Here is a 19,205-nt window from a genome sequence, read left to right as displayed (position 1 = left end):
TCTTGCGAAGCTTTGGAGTATCACGATTGGCGCATTATTAGGCCGCTGATCATCCCCCAGATGAGCGTATCCTCCAGCAGATATAACCACCGGGATTCTGCGTCAATCTTGAGGAAATCCTTGGCGGCGCGACATAATCACCATTTGCAGTGACTTCTGTCCAGATGGGTCTCTCCTGTTTTGTTATAACGACGCCAATGAGTAGCAAACTCCCAATTCGGTGCTTTCGCCAGCTGATACCAGATACAGAAAACGGCGCAATTGGGCAGAGTCGATCGGACTCCGAACGCAAGGGCTACCTAATCGCGGCGCCGCCGCGAAAATTCCTCGCACATTCGGACAGCCCGTGCGACATGTTATTCACATTGCAGAACCCTTGTCAGGCTTGTTCTCCAGGCTTCCTCTTCTTAGGAGCTTGAACGGGGATGCATGATCCGCATCTGGTCCCAGGTCCGCTCGGACGCGGCGATGTTTTTGTTTGACCGGCCACGGTCCAGGGAAGCGAGTTCGACGGCGATGGCTTGCACTGCGGCGACGGCACCCGTTAGCGACGGGAAAAAGCCCGCGCCTTCGGTGGGAACGACTATCCGATGCTCCGCATGCTCGGCCACTGGAGAGCCGGCGCTGTCCGTGATCGAGGCGATGGTGGCGCCCACGTTGTGGGCGATCTCCACCGCGCGCATGGTGCTGTCGTAAACCCTCCACAGGCTGATCGCAATCACCAGGTCCTCCGAGGTCACCCGTGCGAGGGTATTCGTCAGCGCAGCGACGTCAGCGTCGAGCAACCGGACGTTGTAGCCGGCAATGACCGCGTTATGCTCCAGCGCCTTGCCCGGGATCGCATAGCTTCCGGCGGCAACAATCAGGGTCTGCCGTGCCCCGGCGATCGCTTCCGCGATGGAGCGGACAGTACCTGGATCGAGAGTGCGCTCCAGATGGGCCAGATTGGCACGGTCGGTGGAGACGGCGGCCTGGGCGGGGCTGCTGATGTGTCCGTTGTGTTCGGCCGCGACTTCGAGGGCGCTCAGCGACGCCAGGAACCGCGAGCGGAGCTCGAACTGGAAGTCGGCCCAGCCCTTGAATTCCAACGCCTGCGCGGTTCTGGTCACGGTGGAAGCGTTCGACGACGCCGCTGCCGCTATGTCGCTGACGGACCCGTAGGAGGCGAGCCTGGGCTGTGACCGGAGGATGCCGATAACCTGCATTTGCCTGGCGGCCAGCTTCCGTCCCTGCACACGGCTGTCCAGCCACTCGGTGACCGACGAAGAGTTAATTTCTTGTTTCACCTATTGACCTACCTCACACTCTGGCCTTAGCTTCGATACATCGCATCTGCACAGACTTGTGCATATTCCTCAAAATGTACAACTCGGCCCACTTTGGCAGGAATCATCATGTCTCTCACTGCACGCTTGGATCGCCTGACTCTCAGTCGTCCACACTACAAGCTTCTCCTCATCGGAGGCCTCGGCTACTCGTTCGACGGCATGGACGGAGCAGTGGTCGCCTTCCTTCTTCCGCGCATCCAGGAACTGTGGGGCCTCAGCAACGCAAGCCTTGGCCTGGTAGGTTCCGCCGCCCCGCTCGGCTTCTTCTTCGGAGCAATCCTCTCCGGATGGATGGGCGACCGCTTCGGTCGCAAGAAGGTGATGCTGTGGGCGCTGGCCTTCTACTGCCTGATGTCTGTGGTGGCCGCCATGGCTCCCAACTTCGAAGTCTTCCTGATTGCACGGATCTTTGCAGGCTTGGGGGCCGGCGCCGAAAGCGTCATCATTGCGCCGTTCCTGTCCGAGTTCATCCCGCCCAAGCGTCGGGGCTGGTTCATCGGAACCCTTGCCGGATTCTTCTCCTTCGGCTTCGTGGGCGCGGCACTGATCGGCCGCTTCATCGTCCCCATGGGCGAAGACGGCTGGCGCTGGGCCCAGGTGGTAACAGCCGTTCCGATCCTCCTCCTGCTGTGGTGGCGCCGCAGCCTGCCTGAATCCCCCCGCTTCCTCATCAGCCGCGGCCGCATTGCCGAAGCAACAGAGGTGGTTGAGCGCTTTGAGCAGAGCGTCGTGAAGGCAACCGGCAAGAACCTCGACGCGTTCCCGCCGGCCAGCGAAGAGATCACCAAGCACGAACAGAAGATCAGCATCTGGAACGCCCTCAAGTTCATGTGGTCCAAGGCCATGCGCCGCCGGACCGCCGTCATTTGGCTGATCTGGTTCGTAATTACGTTCTCCTACTACGGCTTCTTCTCGTGGATCCCCACCCTCCTCGTGGGCCGCGGCATCACCGTCACCAAGAGCTTCGAATACTCGATCATCATCTACCTCGCACAGATCCCCGGCTACTTCTCCGCAGCCTGGCTCAACGACCGGATCGACCGGAAGAACACGATCGCCCTGTACCTTGCGGGATCGGCGCTGAGCGCGTTTTGGCTGAGCCAGTCCAGCGACTCGGGGATGATTCTGGTGGCCGCGGCAACCTTGTCCTTCTTCCTGAACGGCACCTATGCGGGGGTCTACGCGTACACTCCGGAGCTGTTCCCCACGTGGATGCGCGCCACCGGCGTGGGACTGGCCAGTGCCGTGGGACGGATCGGCAGCATCCTGGCACCGTCCATCATCGGCATCTTCTCGGTGGCCCTTGGCTTCGGCGGAGTGTTTGTCATGACAACGGTGGTGCTGACCATCGGCGTCCTTGGTGTCGTCATCTTCGGCGCCTCCACCGCTGGCAAATCGCTGGAGGACATCAATGCCCGGGCCGAGCATGATCCGGCACTGGCCGAAACAGGACAGCGATGAGCGCAATGACAGACTCCGTGAAAGCAGACACAGCGTTCCAGCAGACCTTCGATGCCATGCGGCAGGATCCCGGCGTCATCCTCTTCACGGTCCTCCAATGGATTCCCGAACGGTCCAGCCTTCGGCGGCTCTTCACCAGCCACCCGGCAGACTACCCGGTGGGCGGCGAGAAGACCGTGGAAATCTCACCGGGCTGGCTGGGCACGGTAATTGACGACAAAATGCCGTTCATGGCCGCGGATCTGGCCTCGCTGCGTGAAGTCTTCGCCGATTCCGAACTCATTCAGCGCCTCGGCTGCGGAGCCGTCATCAACGTTCCCGTCCTCGACGACCACCGTAACGTCGTTGGCGTCCTGGCCATGCTGGACGCCGAGGGCCGCTACTCGGAGCACAGTGTGGAAACCGCCGTCGACGTCGTCAAACGGAACCTGGCCGACCTCGCGGAAGCCTTTGCAGCCCATCCCACCGAAGTCCCCGGGAAGGACACCATCTAAATGAGCACCACCCCGAACAACCAGAACAGCGCCAGAGAAGGGACCGGCAGCGCTGCGTTGGTGATCCGCAACGCCAGCGTTTTGGACGTTGAAGCAGGCACCTACTCGGTTGCCGACGTCGTCAGTATTGACGGAAAGATCAGCAGCATCGGTCCGGACGCCGAAGCGCCCTCGGGTGCCCGTGTGATCGACGGCAACGGGAAGTTCGTCATTCCGGGCCTTATCGATTGCCACGTCCACGTGGTCGCCGCCAGCGCCGACTTCCGGTCGCTGACCTGGACACCGGCGTCGTACGTGTACGCACAGACGGCACGGATCATGGGCCAGATGCTGCGCCGTGGGTTCACCACCGTCCGGGACCTTTCCGGGGCCGACTTTGGCCTGGCCATGGCGCAGCAGGAAGGCCTCCTGGATGGCCCCAAGATCCATTTTTGCGGGCACGCCCTGAGCCAGACCGGCGGCCATGGCGACATGCGCCTCCCCGGTGAAGACCACGAGCCCAACGGCCGTGGATGCTGTGGCATCGGTCGCGTGGCCGACGGTGTCGACGCCGTCCGGGCAGCAGCGCGGGATGAACTGCGCAAGGGCGCCCATCACATAAAGATCATGGCTTCCGGCGGAGTTTCGTCGCCCACCGACCGCATCGATTCCACCCAGTACTCGATGGAGGAGATGCGTGCCGCCGTGGAGGAAGCGGAGGCCGCCAACCGCTACGTTGCGGCCCACGCCTACACCGCGCGTGCCATCAACCGGGCCCTTGAGGCCGGCGTCCGTTCAATCGAGCACGGCAACCTGCTCGACGACGAGAGCCTCCGCCTGTTCCTCGAAAAGGACGCCTTCTTGGTCCCCACGCTCGTCACGTACTGGGCGCTGAAGGAAGAGGGCAAGGACTTCGGACTCACTGAGGAAATGTGGGCCAAGGTGGACTCAGTGCTTAGCAGCGGTCTTGAAGCCATCGCCCGCGCGCACGAAGCCGGTGTCAAAATGGCCTTCGGATCCGACCTCCTCGGGGGCATGCACCGCCACCAGAACGAACAGTTCCGGCTTCTGGGGAAGGTCCAGCCTGCTATCGACGCCATCCGCTCGGCAACCACGACGGCGGCCCAGCTGCTGGGGCGTGAAGGCCAGGTCGGCGTCGTCGCCCCGGGCGCGGACGCCGACATGCTGGTGCTGTCCGCTGACCCGCTTGCCGACATCGCGGTGCTGGCCGACATCGCCGACCACCTGGACGTGTTGATTCAGGACGGGCGGGTGGTCAGCCCCTAACGCCCCGAGGTCCCCTAGCCCCTCACCCGAAGAGCGCCGCGACGCCGGTCAGCGTGACAAAGACTCCGTAGAGCAGCGGTATCCCCACCAGGGCCCACGCCAGGACGAGCAGGCCGGTGGCCGCTTTGACGGGCGCCTGTGCGCCGGTGTTTTGGGTGTTCATCTCAGGCCTCCAAGGCAGGTTCGGGCCGACGGCGGTCGGGGCGGGGTTCGTGGAACCGTGCATCCACCGGTTTGACCAGCAGGTTGGCGATGAAGCCGACCACCAGCAGCCCCACCATGGTCAGCAGGGCCGGCTGGTAGGACGCCGCGTTCAGCTGTCCGGGCTTGCCCTGCGCATCCAGGAACGCGTTGACAATCAGCGGCCCGGCCACCCCGGCGGCGGACCATGCGGTCAGCAGCCGGCCGTGGATGGCGCCCACCTGAAAGGTTCCGAAGAGGTCGCGCAGGTAGGCCGGCGCCGTGGCGAAACCGCCGCCGTAGAACGAAATGATGAAGAACGCCAGCGCCACGTACAGGACAGTGGTGCTGGAGCCGGCCAGCGCCAGCACAGTGTAGAGCACCGCCCCCACGCCCAGGTACACCATGTAAATGCGCTTGCGGCCCGTGACGTCGGAGGTGGCGGACCAGGCGAAGCGCCCGGCCATGTTGCCGATGGAAAGCAGCCCCACGAAACCGGCGGCGACCCCGGCACTGACCAGGGACACGCCGTCGGACTTTCGGAAGAAGTCCTGGATCATGGGCGCCGCCTGTTCCAGGATGCCGATGCCCGCGGTGACGTTGCAGAACAGCGCCACCCACACCAGCCAGAACTGCCGGGTCTTGATCGCGTTCCTGGCCGAGACGTTCTCGGTGGTGACCAGCTTGGCGGCCTTCACCTTGGCGGGGTCGAACCCTGCCGGGCGCCAGCCGTCGGCCGGGACACGGATGGTGGAGGCGCCGAAGAGCATGTACGCGAGATAGACGACGGCGAGGGTCAGGAAGAGCTTGCCGACCGAGTCGCCGCTGGCCACCCATCCCTTGGCGCCGGAGTTGGGATCGTACAGCTTGAGCAGCGCGGTGGAGACGGGGCTGGCGATCAAGGCACCGCCGCCGAAGCCCATGATGGCCATGCCGGTGGCCAGGCCCGGCCGGTCCGGGAACCACTTGATCAGGGTGGACACCGGCGAGATGTAGCCGATGCCCAGGCCGATTCCGCCCACCACGCCGTAGCCGACGTACACCAGCCACAGCTGGTGGGTGAAGATGCCGAGCGAGCCGATCAGGAACCCGCTGGCCCAGAACATGGCCGAGGTGAACATCGCCTTGCGGGGGCCGTTCCTGTCCACCCAGGTGCCCATGACCGCGGCGGAGAGGCCCAGCATCACGATGGCGATGGAAAAGATCACGCCGATCTCCGTCAGGCTGGCCCCGAAATGTTTGACCAGCGCCGTCTTGTAGACGCTGGTGGCATAGGCCTGGCCGATGCAGAGGTGGACGGCGAGCGCCGCGGGCGGTACCAGCCAGCGGTTGAATCCCGGCGGGGCGATGGTGCGGTCACGGTCAAGCCAACCCATGTTTGCTTCCCTTGCGTGTCGAAGACGTCAATGTCAGATCGATCCAGAGGCTAAAGACCCCCCACACGGCCCGTTGCCTCCAGCAATCATGTGCCCAAATCATCAGCAAACGTACTATTGGCGCGCCAAGCGGTAGGGACTTTACGACGAACGGTCCGGTAGGTTGATGCTGAACTCCCACTTACCTTCAATCAGGGCGGTTATCTGATGGACGCGGACGTCATCATCATCGGCGGCGGGCTGGCCGGGCTGGTGGCCAGCAACGAGCTGGTCCGGGCCGGCAAGCGCGTGGCGATCCTGGACCAGGAGAACGCGGCCAACCTCGGCGGCCAGGCTTTCTGGTCCCTCGGCGGGCTGTTCCTGGTGGACACCCCGATGCAGCGGCGCCTGGGCGTGAAGGATTCCTTCGAGCTGGCCTGGCAGGACTGGCAGGGCTCGGCGCAGTGGGACCGGCTGGACGGCCCGCTTCCTGAGGACGAGTGGGCGCAGCAGTGGGGCCGCGCGTACGTCGAGTTCGCCGCCGGCGAGAAACGCTCCTGGCTGCACGAGCACGGCATCAAGTTCACCCCGCTGGTGGGCTGGGCCGAACGCGGCGACGGCAGGGCCGGCGGCCACGGCAACTCGGTCCCCCGCTTCCACGTCCCGTGGGGAACGGGCACCGGCGTCTCCGAACCTTTCGCAGACAAGGCCCGGGCGGCCGCTTCCGCGGGCAGCGTCAAGTTCCACTTCCGGCACCGGGTGGACGGGTTGACGTTCGACGGCGGCACGGTCACCGGGGTGCGCGGCACCGTGCTGGCACCGGACGCCTCGCCGCGGGGCGTTGCCTCGAACCGGGACACTGTTGGCGAGTTTGAGATGCGCGCGCAGGCCGTGGTGATTGCGAGCGGCGGGATCGGCGGCGACCACGGACTGGTGCGCCGGTGGTGGCCGCAGCGGCTGGGGACGCCGCCCGCGAAGATGATCACCGGGGTGCCCCGGCACGTGGACGGGCGGATGCTGGACATCGCCGATCAAGCAGGCGTCAGGCTGGTGAACCGTGACCGCATGTGGCACTACACCGAGGGCATCCAGAACTGGAACCCCGTCTGGCCGGACCATGCCATCCGCATCCTGCCGGGGCCGTCGTCGTTATGGTTTGACGCGTTGGGCCGGCAGCTCCCCTCCCCCGTGCTGCCCGGCTACGACACCCTGGGAACCCTGCGGCTGCTGCGGACCACCCCGGACATCCAGCAGTACAGCCACTCCTGGTTCATCCTGAACCAGCGGATCATCGAAAAAGAGTTCGCCCTCTCCGGCTCCGAGCAGAACCCGGACATCACCAACCGGGACCTGAAGCTGTTGCTCAGGTCCCGTCTGGGCAGCGGCGCCGCAGCCCCCATCGAAGCGTTCAAGGAACACGGCGCCGACTTTGTGGTGGCGGACAATCTGTCGGATCTGGTCCGCGGCATGAACGGCATCACCCCTGAGCCGCTGCTGGACTACTCCGGGCTGCGCCGGCAGATCGAGGAACGGGACGCCGAGATCCGCAACCCCTACTCAAAGGACACGCAGATCCTGGGCATCCACAACAGCCGCCGCTTTCTGGGCGACCGGCTGTTCCGCACGGTCAAACCGCACCGGATCCTGGACCCGGCAGCCGGCCCGTTGATTGCCGTGCGGCTCCACGTTGTCACCCGCAAGACCCTGGGCGGCATCCAGACGGACCTCAGCGGCCAGGCTATTTCGCACGACGGCGAGCGCATCCCCGGCCTCTACGCTGCGGGGGAGGCAGCGGGCTTCGGCGGCGGCGGGGCTCACGGCTACAACGCACTGGAAGGCACGTTCCTGGGCGGCTGCCTCTTCACCGGCAGGACCGTGGGGCGCTCCCTGGCGCGGACGGTTTAGCTGGGATGCGTCGGCGCACGGTTAGATGGCCGCTTCCGGGACAACGAGTTCAAACATGCACACGACTCTTGTCATACCGCTTCTAAGATGAGGCATGGACTTCGAGGACACGCTCTGGACGGTTTTGGGGGCCGGGCTGGTTCTTTTGATGCTCGTGGACGTCTTTCGCACCCTTCTGTACCCGCATGGTTCCGGTCCGCTGGGCCGGGCGATCATGCGCGGATTCTGGCTGGTGTCCAGAAAACTGCGGGGCCGGGGCTCCTTCATCGCGGCACCCTTGGCGATGGCCGCCGTCATTGGCGCCTGGGCGGGCCTGGCGGCCATCGGCTGGGCACTGCTCTACCTGCCCCACCTGACGGACGGCTTTATCTACGGAGCGGGGGTTCCGCTGCGGGCAGACTTCGCCGAAGCCCTCTACATCTCCCTGGTCACTCTTTCCACTGTCGGGTTCGGCGATATCGTGGCAGCCCATCCGGTGCTCAGGCTGGTTGTTGCCCTCCAGGCCGTCACCGGCTTCGGCTTGCTGACGGCAACAGTCACCTGGATTCTTCAGACATTCCCGGCCCTGAACCGCCGCCGCGCCCTTGCCCACCAGCTAACCTTGTTTAGGGAGGCGGCCGGTCCGGCAGGTGTCCTGGCGCTGGACCCCGCTCACGCTGCCGGTCTCTTGGAGTCAATTGCCGGAAACGTGGCTTCGGTGAGCATAGACCTGCTGGCGTTCCATGAAACCTACTACTTCCGTGAAATTGAGCAGCGCGGCTCGCTGCCCGCCACAGTGGCCTACGCCCAGGAGATGGCATCCCAGGCCCAGCAAAGCGAAAGCGCTGAACTCCAGTTCGCCGGACGGATGCTCCACGCTGCGCTCGATGGACTCGCGGACGTCCTTCGCGGCAAATTCGGCCACGTTGGCACCACTTCCGCCGATGTGTTCGACAGCTACGAGCTCCACCACAGACACCGGCGGCCGGGAAACCCGGACACAAACTAGCCTCTCCGTGCCATTACAACCCCGCTTTACTCCTGCGCCGTCATGACCCGTCTGGCTCAGGAGCCCGCCACATCAATCCAGTAGCGCCGAAATGGCCGCCCGTTCCCGCCCATCCTCACGTCCTCGAGCAGGCCGCCACTGCGCTCGATGGTCCTGGCTGACGCAGTATTTGCATCGTCGCAGGTCAGAAGGACGCGGTCAGGCTCTCCCTGCGCAGCCAAACGGGCACACATTTCGCGCAGAGCCCACGACGCCGCCCCCCGCCCGCGGTCGGACGGCCGGACCCCGTATCCGATATGCCCGCCCGAGTTCAGAAGGGCAGGTGTGAGGTAGTGGCGGAAGGCTATCGCCCCCACATACCGCGGGCCCTCTGTGATCCAGCGATACGTGCAGGGAACAATGCCGCCCGTCTCGGCAGCCCTCTCAGCGGCCACCAGCCGTCGGACCCAGTCGGCGAACCCCTCCTCGGTGGTGACGTCGTCGTCTGCCATTAGCCCGGCCCCGTCCTGATGGACGCCGCCCCACTCGCGGTGGGACTCTGCAAACGACGGGTAGAAGGACGCCTCCGGGACAACAAGTTCAAACATGCACACGACTCTATACGCCATCCAACCTGCTTTTGTAACACGAATCAGCGTTCAAAGAATTTTCAGTCAACAGACTTGTCAATTCTGTGACAGATGTCGTAGATTCAATCCGTCCACCAAATTGATAAACCAAGAGGAGTGATCCACGTGCTCAAGCTCAAGCGACTGACCAAGCGCCGTTCCAAGCTGAACTTCGTGTTCAACTGAACAAAGAAAAATTAGTGGGGACCACGCATTGCGTGGTCCCCACTCCTAATTGGAGGCAAGAATTGGCAGCCACGACCTACTCCCTCAAGCAGTCGCTTCCCGTCGTCACAACAGACACCTCCGTGCACATCGGTTTGGCACCACCCAATGCAATCGAAATTGAAGACGCACCAGACGGGCTGGCGGAACTGCTTGGATTTGCATCGCAACCGCGGACGCTTGACGAACTGGGCAACGAGGCCCAACTACTGCTTGGCGAAAGCTCCGGGCAAATCATTGAGGAACTCATCGACGCCGAAATATTGGTGCCCTACAGGATCGACCTTCTAGGGAAATACAGCCGCCACGATCTGTACTTCGCGCTTGCTCACGGCACAGGACCGGGAGCCAGTGACTTGCTCCGCACCCGAACGGTAGCGCTCATCGGCGTCGGCGGCATCGGGACGAACGTGGCCATGCAGCTCGCGACGGCCGGGGTCGGTTCCCTCGTGCTGGTGGACGGAGATTCCGTCGAGGAAAGCAACCTCACCCGGCAGTATCTCTTCACTGCCCAAGACGTCGGCAAATCGAAGATCGAAGCGGCCGCAAAGAATCTTTCGCTTCGGGCTCCCGGAATCAACACCATCGAAGTCACGTCAATGATCTCAGGGGTCGACGACCTCCTGCCAATCTTTCGCGACTCAGACTTCGTGGTTGTTTCCGCGGACACTCCCCAGGAAGTGCTCGAGTGGTCCAACGAAGCGTCCATTATCTCCGGAACTCCGTTTACCTGCGCCGGTTACCAGGACACGCGCGGGGTGGTGGGGCCGGTCGTCAGGCCGGGCGAAACTCCCTGCCTGCTGTGCGGGGCAACAGATAACGACGGGCGGACGAACTCCACGGCGTCCCTCACTACGACAAATTTCAACTCGGCCTACCAGGCGCCCAGCTTCGGACCCCTTAACTCCATCGTGGCGTCCATTGCCGCCATGGAAGTGTTCCGCTATCTACTCACCGGCTCGACGCAGCTGGACGGTCGGAGACTGGTCTTCGACTCACTGGAACTGTCCTCGGAATTTGAAGACTTCGCCAGGAATATCCACTGTGCTGCGTGCACCTGACGTCAACGGCAGCAAGGCACTGGTCGCACTGGCCGGGGCGTTTACGGTCGCATCGCTGGCGTCGACCGTTGCCAACAGGAACTTCTGGCCCATCGCATCAAACAACATGTTCAATGCGAAGTTCGGCGACCGTCTCTCCCGTTTCGCCGTCGAGTTCCACCTGTCAGACGGAACGGTAGTAGCCTGCGGGCCTGCAAACTGCATTCCGACCCAGTTCTTCCGGGCCGGGGCCGTGTTCGCAGACGTTTTCATGGATGAAAACGACCATCCGAAACAAGTCCTGTGCCAAAGGATTCTCCGCAGACTGCGCAGCGAGCGGTGGAGGTCATTTGACGAGGTTAGATCCCCCGCACATCTACCCAGCGTCCCCCTTGCCAGGATGGAGATCTGGGTGGAGACCACTGTGCGGGGGATGCCCGAAGAAAGGGAAGTCGTGTATACCTATGTTCCATCAGATGCGCAGTAAGCCAGCAAGTTTGCGGCAGGCCCGCGCTGCCGCATTGTGGATCGTCGCTGCAGTGGCAGTCACGTTGCGACCAGGCCCGGCTGCTATGCAGGACTATAAGGCTGCCCTCGATCCTCCGGCCGCGAATTCGGATCGTGATTCCACTTCCCGCAACGTCCTGGGGGCTCAACGAATAGCGGCCGGCCTGCTACTGGCAGCAGCGGCGAGCGAGGTAATCCAGAGTTCCGATCCAAAGCACTCTTCCTGGCTCCGGCGCGCGGCCCTGGGAGTCTTTTTTGGAACTCGTGCCGCAGATGCCCGGTCCCTTCCGGGCCGATGGCCCTATGACACGTTTATCGAGGCGGTCCTTGCCGTAAGCCAGTGGCCCCACCCCGCCACGACCGACCCGCGGCTCGCCAACTTGCCGCTCTCAGTGTCACGTGTGGCTCTGTATTTGCCCTACACCCAGGCTGGCCTGTCCAAACTGATCCACGGTTTCGACGCCTGGGTCCGACGCGGCGATGCGAATCACATCTACCACTCGCATTTAGGGGCATCTGACGGCCACCCATTTGCCCAAGAGAGATTTGCCCGGCCCGTTCGAGTCATTACCCGGGCAATTCCCTTCCTCGAATTACTCGCCCTGCCCTTCGCCCTCATTCTTCCCGGAAGATGGCGGATCCTGGTCCCATGCTGCACCACCCTCTTCCACGTGATGGTTGCCCGTACCTGGAACATCAGCTTTTGGCAGGCTCCCGCCATGCAATGGCTACTGACCTCAGTAGAAAAGCAGACCGATCTTGCCACCATCCTCCGCGCGTACCAAGGAAAGTAAATTGTCTCCAGCAAAGCCATGGCAGCGGCGCCTGCACCTGACAGGAATGTGGGTTAACTCGCTTGGCGGCGGCGCGTACAACATCGCCCTGCCGCTCATCGTGCTTCAAACGAGCGGCAGCCTTGCCCAGATGTCCATCGTTGCCGTCGCATCCCTGCTGCCGAAGGCCTTTCCCGGAGTGCTCATCGGAGGACTGGCCGACCGTATGTCGCCGCGCACCATGACCCACATTGGATACTGGGGTCAAGCGCTGGTGGTTGCAGCTATGGCGCTGCTTATCGGCCCCTGGCATACGCCATTCTGGGTTCTTGTACTCGGTGCCTTCCTGCGCGGCAGCCTCGACATGTTCGCAAGAACTGCAACCTTCGTTGCCATCCCGAAAATGTATGGCGACGGCACAGCAAAGTTCAATGCATCAGTCTCTACGGCATGGACATCGGCTTCCATCGTGGGGCCGGCCATCGGCGGAGCTTTGAGTGCCGTCTGGGGTCCCTGGTGGTTGCTGGCCGTGGACGCTGTCTCTTTCACCGTCATCGCGTTGATCATGAACTTCCTGCCGTGGCCGGACCGTCCAGGCAGCGTGCCAGATCGGCCAGGCTTTATTCAGGAACTTTCCGCTGGGTACAGGAGACTCTCTCAACTGCGCGGTTGGTGGCGTTTCGCCGGGACAGTTATCCTGATCGGCTTTCTGTCCGCGCCTCTCTCAACCCTGGCTATCTTCCAGACCTCAGTTGGTCTGGGTGGCTCAACTACCGAAGTGGGGATTGTGGGCGCAGCCGCGGCCGCAGGCTTGTTTTGCGGATCAATCCTGTCCGGCCTGTTTTCCACGTGGCGTCCCAACATTCTCATGCAACGTTCCTCGTGGCTCATGGCTGGGGGCTCGTTGCTCTTCTTCGTCCCTTCGTGGATTGCCGTGGCCAGTGCTCTTTTTGTCGTCTGCACTGGAGGCATTGCCTGGACCGTGGGGCGCACGTCCCTTATCCACCAACAGATTCCCTCCACTGATCTCGGTAAGACCATGACGGCCGTCCAGTTTCTTGAAACGGTCTCCAGCCCCCTCAGCCTCACGGTTGCCACGTACCTCATGGGCGTTTCGTCATCCATGGCGTTTGCGTCCATTCTGTTCGCAGCACTGCTTTCAGGACTGCTTGCGCTCAAGTCTGACTCGATCCTGAGTCCTCAGGAGCGCGAACCGGAGCCGCGGCAGAGGGAGACTGTGCACTAGTTTTCCTTGTCCGACAAAGAATCTTTGTCCTTAAAGCCGTCTGCCGTGGTTACCTTCCAGCGAAAGAAGGTATCCACGGCAGAACAGCTGATGCGGGAACCGGCGACTATTTCTCGCAGGCCACTCCATCGCGATCGCGGTCAAGGCTGGTGCTGTAGCCGGGCTGACCCGCGTACAGCGGCGCGGCTCCCGCGGCCTTGGCGGCGGTGCAGTTGGCATAGTAGGCGGCGGCCGGCGCCTGGACTGCCGGGGCCGGTGCGGGCGCCGCGGGAGCTACCGGCACCTGCGGGACTGCCTTTTGAGCCGCAGCTTGCTCGGCCGCCAACTTCGCGGCAGCCGCAGCCGCATCTGCCGCTGCCTTGTCTGCTGCAGCCTTGTCAGCTGCCGCCTTGTCTGCCGCTGCTTTGTCAGCCGCAACCTTGTCCGCAGCGGCCTTTGCTGCTGCAGCCTTCTCGGCAGCTGCCTTGTCCGCGGCGGCCTTTTCCGTCGCCTCCTTCTCAAGGTTCTTGACGCCGAGGTGCACGGTGGAGTCCTTCGCCACCTTCGCGCCCTCCGTGGGGTCCTGGGACGTCACCTGCCAGTTCTTCTTGGCCATGATCATCTTGCCGCCGACGGTGTCGTCCGCCTTGACCTTGAGTCCTAGGCTTTCCAGCTGATCCGTGGCTTTATCCAGGGTCAGGCCCATCACGCTGGGAACCGTGACAGCGTCCGCAACCTCTGCAACAGCGGTCGCAGACGATGCCGCCTGTTTGCCGCCGCATCCGGTCAGCATGAGGCCGGTTAGCACTACTAATGTCAACATCTTTTTCATTTTTCCCCCTTGGAAAGTTTGGAACAGTGGAGTGATTGGGTTTGGTTAGCTTTCGCAGGCGATGCCGTCGGAGTCGCGGTCCAGGGCGGCCCGGTAGCCTGCCTGCCCCGCGTAGATGGGAGCGGCACCTGCGGCCTTGGCCGCCGTGCAGTTGGCGTAGTAGACGGCGGCCGGGGCTGGCGCAACGGGTGCGGGCACCTGGACAACAGGTGCCGGAGCAACAGGAGCGGGGGCCGGCGCAACCACAGCGGGAGCGGGCGCTGCCGGGGCAGGCACTGCCACAAAGGGCGCGGGCTCAACGGCGGCAGGTGCCGGCGCCGGTGCGGCAGCGACCGGCGCCTGTTCGTTGGTGGGCGCCAACTGGCCCGAGCAGTCCCCCAGGATCCGTGCCATGGCGTCGTGCTCCGCCTGGGTGACCCACAGGCTGTATGTAGCCTTCACGGAAATCTGCCGGGCAACGTATTCGCACCGGAAGCCCTTGTTGGGTGGCAGCCAGGTGGCGGCGTCGCCGTCGCCCTTTTTGATGTTGGTGGGCCCGTCAGTCGCCTGCAGGTTCAGCGGATCGTTGGCGAAGGCTGTCCGCTGTTCCGTGGTCAGCTGCTGCGCGCCCTTCTGCCAGGCGTCGCTGAGGGCCACAACGTGGTCGATCTGGACCTTGCTGCTGGTCGCACTCCCCCGCAGGAAGCTGATGCTGGTGCCCGTGTACGGGTCCGCCAGCGTTCCGGACTGCACCTTGCACGGGACGCTGTTCGTGTAGGTGATGCCCGTCAGGTCACGCTTGAGGATGTCGTTCCGGGTGTCGCAGCCGTTCCGGTCAACGTCAGCCCACGCCTGGCCGAACAGGGCGCGGTCATACCCCGTCTTGGGTGCCCGGCCCTTGATCGGAAGGGTGGCCAGCAGGTCCACCGCCTTGGTGGCAAAGGCGGGCTGGGACTTCGGGGCCGTTGCGCTGACGCCCTGCGCCAGGACGTAAGGGCTCTCCGGATCCAGCGGTTCGCCCGCCTCCTGGGCGGTTGGAGTGGACGACGGCGTCGGTGTCGCCTTGGCAGGAGCACTCGCCGCAGCGGAAGCCTGGGACGCGGTGCTCTCCGATGAGGCGGCCTCAACGTTCAAGGAAGAAGTCCGCGGCAAGGCGACGGCACCGCCGATAAACAGGGCAAAGGAGACGGCAAGGGCGATTGCCCCCGCCTTTCGCTTAGCCGGAAGCCACGCCCAGGAACGGCGGCCGGTCGCCATGACATAGAGCCCGGTGAGTCCCACCGTAATGGCCAGGAAAATCAATGCACCACCCAAACCGCCGCTGAGCGCACCCAGGAGCATAAAAAGCGCAGTGATGGCGACGACGACGTAAGTGGAAGCGCGCGGCTTGCGCGGCGGCGTCGGGCCCTCCCCGGCAGAAGTGGACCCCGGGAGGGTCACATAGTTCGACATTCTTTTCCCCCATTAATAAAGGCCCGGCAATGAGCCGGGCCTTTTGCATAAGCCAAATCTTGCTAACCAGAAGCGTATTTCCCGTGCGGCAGCCAAATGATGAATCTGCGGAGATCTTGGTCCAACCTTGATGGAGTCTTGAGCCGATCTTGTGCCTGCCAACCGAACTAAGAGTTCACTTCCGAGTTCACCAGTCCGTCATGTCTTCTCCACCGGCAGGAAGTGCCTCGTTTCCGGTTGATGACCAGACTGGATGCCGCTCGTCAACTGGCATGACAACGATGTGGAGACCGACAAAATGAACAACGCAAAGCTGCTGACCGTGGCCGCCATGTGCGCAGGCCTGGCGCTGGGGGCACCCCTTCCGGCGCAGGCTGCCGATACCAACCCGAACGGCACCGCCAACCACTTTGACCTGCAGGCCCACCGCGGAGGAATCGGGCTGACGGTCGAATCCACGCTTCCTGCATTTGCCAAGGCGCTCGAGACTGGTGTGACCACTCTTGAACTCGATCTCCAGATAACCAAGGACGGCCGGGAAGTCATCACTCACGACCGCAAGATCAGCGACAAGAAGTGCGCTGACACCGCACCCGTGACGCCCGGTGACCCGTTGTTTCCCTACGCCGGCAAATACGTCAAAGACCTGACGTTCGACCAGGTGCGCACCCTCGATTGCGGAAGCCTCACCCTCCCCCAGTTCCCCGGGCAGCAGGCCGCCCCCGGCGAAAAGATGCCGACGCTCGCGGAAGTCTTTGCGCTGGTGGACTCCTACCGGGCCAGCCAGGTGAAATTCAACATCGAAACGAAGGTGGAGGCCGGCGCCCCGGAGCAGACAGCTCCCCGTGAACAGTTTGTGGCCGTCGCACTGAAGGAAATCAAAGCCGCCAACATGCAGCACCGCGTATCCATCCAGAGCTTCGACTGGGGCTCACTGCGGCTGGTCCAGGAGGCCGACCCCCAGATCCGCACCGTCGCCCTGACCAACAAGGACTTCCTGCAGGCCGGCCAGCCGGGCAGTTCCCCGTGGCTTGGCGGCATCGACGCGGACGACTTTGGCGGAGACCTGGTCAACGCCGCCTCCCACCTGGGGTTCGACGCCATCTCCCCGGTCCACGGAACACCCCAAAACGGAACCGTGGCGGACCCGGGATACGTCCCTTACGTCACGGCGGACATGGTCAACCGTGCCCACGCCGCCGGGATGCAGGTCATTCCGTGGACTGTCGACGACAAGCCGACCATGCGCGCCCTCATCTCCGCCGGCGTTGACGGGATCATCACCGACTATCCCGACCGGCTGCGTCAGGTCATGGCCGAGCACTCGATGAAGCTGCCGAAGCAGTACTCGCTGGAACCGGGCGCCGTCTAGGGAAGAACGCCCCGCACACCGTCCCGCACCTCACTTTTGAAAGGCATCCCCATGAACCGCATTCGCACCCGCGGCGCCCTGACAGCCGCCGCTGCCGTCATCGTCATCGCTGCAGGAAGCGCCATTGCCGCGCAGGCTGCGCCCCAGTCCGGCGACAGTGACCGACACACAGACACGGCATTGGCCGACAGCTTCCAGGCGGTGGACCGCTCCACCAACTGGGAGATGACGGGCAAGCTGAAGCTCGGCTTCCCCACATTCCATCCCCAAGGCATCGCCTACACGGAGGACCATATCTTCCTGTCGTCCGTGGAAATAACTGAGCCCACCGTCAAATACCCTGCCCCGCGCGACGGGTACGACCGCACGGCCGGGAAGGGCGTCGGGCACCTGTTTGTGATGGACAAAGCCGGGAACCTGCAGAAGGACATCACCCTGGGCGAAGGCGACATGTACCACCCGGGCGGGCTGGACTTCGACGGGAAGAACATCTGGGTAAGCGTGGCGCAGTACCGGCCCAACAGCAGCTCGATCATCTACAGCATTGACGCCGCAACCCTCGAGGCGCAGAAGCAGTTCGAGGTCCCCGACCACTTTGGCGGCATCGTCATGGACCGGCAGACCGGGCATCTGGTCGGCAACACCTGGGGCTCCCGGCGGTTCGCCGAATGGAACCTCAAGGGCAAGCAGCTCAGTACATGGCAGAACCCGAACCACTTCATCGACTACCAGGACTGCCAGTACGTGGCGGGATCCCAGGCCGTGTGCGGAGGTGTCGCCAATCTGCCCCAGACTCCGGCGGCAGGCGGCACGGCGGCCACCTATGAATTGGGCGGCATGGCCCTGATCGACCTTGCCAAGAAGACGACCCTGCATGATGTGCCGTTCCAGAAGTGGTCCACGGCCGGTCACGCCGCCACCCGGAACCCCTTCAAGCTCACGGCGGAAGGTAACCACCTGACCATGCACGTGGCGCCGGACGATGCCGAAGAAGGCAACGGCACGGAAATCCTCACCTACGAAGCGACGGTTACCCCCGCAAAATAGCTTGTGGGCGCCCATCCGGAGCAGTACCATCCCATCACCGAACACCTCCGTGGAAGTGGGCAATGATGCTCGATGCCGCAGAAACCCCTGTGATCAACGGACGCCGGGACCTCATCACAGAGCTCTTTGGTGTTTGGCTGGTGCTGGCCGTCTTCCTGGACGGCTGGGCGCACCTGAACCTCCCCAGCCTGGAAACCTTCTTTACGCCGTGGCACGCTGCGCTCTACTCCGGAATGGTGGCCACCGGGCTATGGACGGCTTCCGTGATCTGGCGGAACCGGAAACCCGGGCAGCCGCTCTCGCAGGCCCTGCCGCCCGGCTATCGCGGGACCGTTGTGGGCCTCGTCCTCTTCGCGGTGGCCGGCGGCCTGGACCTGCTCTGGCATGAACTCCTGGGCATCGAGGTCACGCTGGACGCGCTGGTCAGTCCCACCCACCTGTTGCTTGGCTTCAGTCTTTTCCTCATTCTGGGCACCGCGGTTCGAAGCGCCCGGACAGGCCGCCGCGCCAGGGACTTTGAGTGGACCCCGGCGGCACTGTTCGCCGTCGTCCTGATGACGGGACTGGGAGCGTTCTTCCTCATCTATTGCTCCGCCTTTGTCCGGCCCGGTCCCACTGCGCTCTTCATCCCGATGCCGGTGGGCACCCCTGGCCGCCTGCAGGCGGAGATGCCGGTGGTCATCGGCCTGACCAGTTACCTGCTGACAACGGCGCTGATCCTGGCGCCCTTCCTCTTCACGCTCTCCGCGGCCCGGCGCCCAGCCCGGGGGATTGTCACCATGCTGGTGGCAGCTGCCGCGTGGCTGCCCGTCGCGATGGTGGGCTTCCGCCCCGTCGCGGCGGCCGGAGCTGCCGGGGCCACGGCCGCCGCCATCCTGGCGGACGTGCTGCTGGCCCGTCTGCCCCAGGACTGGCTGGACCGGCGGCTGCCCGCGGTGGCAGCCGGAATCGCGGCCCTCGTGTGGACGGGCCAGCTGGCGGCCTTCGCAGTGGCGGACGGGATCCGCTGGCCGGTATCGCTCTGGCTGGGCGCGGTGGTGCTCAGTGCAGCGGTCGCAGCAGGACTGGCACTCCTCAGCTCCTGGGGCGCCAATGCCGGCACGCGTTATGCTGGAGCCCTCGGCTGAAGACGCCCGGCCATCGGATCGCACCACCCCACGGAGCTGCC

18 protein-coding genes are annotated in these 19,205 nt (G+C 63.8%); 12 read left to right on the top strand and 6 right to left on the bottom strand.

Annotated elements, in window-relative coordinates:
• Positions 1-407 precede the first annotated feature (407 nt).
• Positions 408-1,286 (bottom strand): MurR/RpiR family transcriptional regulator, encoded by an 879-nt coding sequence (locus ACFVWT_RS13835; RefSeq protein ID WP_390248632.1) that lies wholly within the window; start codon positions 1,284-1,286, stop codon positions 408-410.
• A gap of 108 nt (positions 1,287-1,394) precedes the next feature.
• Between ACFVWT_RS13835 and ACFVWT_RS13830 the strand changes: the two genes are divergently transcribed.
• The 3 genes from ACFVWT_RS13830 to ACFVWT_RS13820 are packed head-to-tail and all read left to right on the top strand — an operon-like array spanning position 1,395 to position 4,549.
• Positions 1,395-2,789 carry an MFS transporter gene (locus ACFVWT_RS13830; protein WP_390248630.1) on the top strand — a complete coding sequence of 465 codons (1,395 nt, stop codon included), beginning with the start codon at positions 1,395-1,397 and terminating at the stop codon, positions 2,787-2,789.
• The gene (locus tag ACFVWT_RS13825; protein WP_390248628.1) at positions 2,786-3,283 is read left to right on the top strand and encodes a GAF domain-containing protein; all 498 of its coding nucleotides are present in this window, start codon (positions 2,786-2,788) and stop codon (positions 3,281-3,283) included. The genes ACFVWT_RS13830 and ACFVWT_RS13825 overlap by 4 nt, the downstream gene beginning before the upstream one ends.
• On the top strand, positions 3,284-4,549 hold the full coding sequence (locus tag ACFVWT_RS13820; RefSeq protein ID WP_390248626.1) for an amidohydrolase family protein: 1,266 nt from the start codon (positions 3,284-3,286) through the stop codon (positions 4,547-4,549).
• Positions 4,550-4,571: 22 nt separating this feature from the next.
• Here the strand turns inward: ACFVWT_RS13820 and ACFVWT_RS13815 are convergent, their stop codons facing one another.
• Together ACFVWT_RS13815 and ACFVWT_RS13810 are read right to left on the bottom strand one after the other, a co-directional pair.
• Positions 4,572-4,712, bottom strand: coding sequence for a hypothetical protein (locus ACFVWT_RS13815; protein WP_390248624.1), 141 nt, complete (start codon positions 4,710-4,712; stop codon positions 4,572-4,574).
• A gap of 1 nt (position 4,713) precedes the next feature.
• Positions 4,714-6,105 (bottom strand): OFA family MFS transporter, encoded by a 1,392-nt coding sequence (locus ACFVWT_RS13810; protein ID WP_390248622.1) that lies wholly within the window; start codon positions 6,103-6,105, stop codon positions 4,714-4,716.
• A 207-nt stretch (positions 6,106-6,312) separates the two neighbouring features.
• Here ACFVWT_RS13810 and ACFVWT_RS13805 point away from each other — a divergent pair, with 207 nt between their 5' ends.
• Positions 6,313-7,989, top strand: coding sequence for an FAD-binding dehydrogenase (locus tag ACFVWT_RS13805; RefSeq protein WP_390248620.1), 1,677 nt, complete (start codon positions 6,313-6,315; stop codon positions 7,987-7,989).
• A gap of 94 nt (positions 7,990-8,083) precedes the next feature.
• Complete coding sequence (locus ACFVWT_RS13800) at positions 8,084-8,977, top strand: potassium channel family protein (protein WP_390248618.1); 894 nt, start codon at positions 8,084-8,086, stop codon at positions 8,975-8,977.
• Positions 8,978-9,033: 56 nt separating this feature from the next.
• Here ACFVWT_RS13800 and ACFVWT_RS13795 read toward each other — a convergent pair whose 3' ends face one another.
• Positions 9,034-9,564: a GNAT family N-acetyltransferase gene (locus tag ACFVWT_RS13795; protein ID WP_390248616.1), complete on the bottom strand. Its 531-nt coding sequence runs from the start codon at positions 9,562-9,564 to the stop codon at positions 9,034-9,036.
• Positions 9,565-9,833: 269 nt separating this feature from the next.
• Between ACFVWT_RS13795 and ACFVWT_RS13790 the strand changes: the two genes are divergently transcribed.
• The 4 genes from ACFVWT_RS13790 to ACFVWT_RS13775 all read left to right on the top strand — a co-directional run bounded on the left by ACFVWT_RS13790 (position 9,834) and on the right by ACFVWT_RS13775 (position 13,376).
• Complete coding sequence (locus ACFVWT_RS13790) at positions 9,834-10,871, top strand: HesA/MoeB/ThiF family protein (protein ID WP_390248614.1); 1,038 nt, start codon at positions 9,834-9,836, stop codon at positions 10,869-10,871.
• Entirely contained in the window at positions 10,855-11,337 is a 483-nt protein-coding gene (locus ACFVWT_RS13785) for a hypothetical protein (RefSeq protein WP_390248612.1), read from the top strand. The genes ACFVWT_RS13790 and ACFVWT_RS13785 overlap by 17 nt, the downstream gene beginning before the upstream one ends.
• Before the next feature lie 421 nt (positions 11,338-11,758).
• The gene (locus ACFVWT_RS13780) at positions 11,759-12,151 is read left to right on the top strand and encodes a hypothetical protein (RefSeq protein WP_390248610.1); all 393 of its coding nucleotides are present in this window, start codon (positions 11,759-11,761) and stop codon (positions 12,149-12,151) included.
• A gap of 1 nt (position 12,152) precedes the next feature.
• Entirely contained in the window at positions 12,153-13,376 is a 1,224-nt protein-coding gene (locus ACFVWT_RS13775; protein WP_390248608.1) for an MFS transporter, read from the top strand.
• 106 nt (positions 13,377-13,482) lie between these two features.
• Here ACFVWT_RS13775 and ACFVWT_RS13770 read toward each other — a convergent pair whose 3' ends face one another.
• Positions 13,483-14,187, bottom strand: a complete 705-nt coding sequence (locus ACFVWT_RS13770) for an excalibur calcium-binding domain-containing protein (RefSeq protein WP_390248606.1) — start codon at positions 14,185-14,187, stop codon at positions 13,483-13,485.
• A gap of 45 nt (positions 14,188-14,232) precedes the next feature.
• Positions 14,233-15,618: a DUF1524 domain-containing protein gene (locus tag ACFVWT_RS13765; RefSeq protein WP_390248604.1), complete on the bottom strand. Its 1,386-nt coding sequence runs from the start codon at positions 15,616-15,618 to the stop codon at positions 14,233-14,235.
• A 298-nt stretch (positions 15,619-15,916) separates the two neighbouring features.
• On the opposite strand from ACFVWT_RS13765, the gene ACFVWT_RS13760 reads away from it, so the two are divergent.
• From ACFVWT_RS13760 to ACFVWT_RS13750, 3 genes are all read left to right on the top strand, one after another.
• The gene (locus ACFVWT_RS13760) at positions 15,917-16,990 is read left to right on the top strand and encodes a glycerophosphodiester phosphodiesterase (protein WP_390248602.1); all 1,074 of its coding nucleotides are present in this window, start codon (positions 15,917-15,919) and stop codon (positions 16,988-16,990) included.
• A 51-nt stretch (positions 16,991-17,041) separates the two neighbouring features.
• A complete protein-coding gene (locus tag ACFVWT_RS13755) occupies positions 17,042-18,037 on the top strand; it encodes a DUF6454 family protein (RefSeq protein ID WP_390248600.1) in 996 nt (331 codons plus the stop codon).
• 62 nt (positions 18,038-18,099) lie between these two features.
• Entirely contained in the window at positions 18,100-19,164 is a 1,065-nt protein-coding gene (locus ACFVWT_RS13750; RefSeq protein ID WP_390248598.1) for a hypothetical protein, read from the top strand.
• The last annotated feature ends 41 nt before the right edge of the window (positions 19,165-19,205 follow it).

The sequence above is a fragment of the Arthrobacter sp. NPDC058288 genome, from assembly GCF_042880995.1.
Lineage (GTDB): Bacteria > Actinomycetota > Actinomycetes > Actinomycetales > Micrococcaceae > Arthrobacter.
Note: the sequence above shows the minus strand (reverse complement) of the source record. Positions and strands in the feature narration are given on the sequence as shown.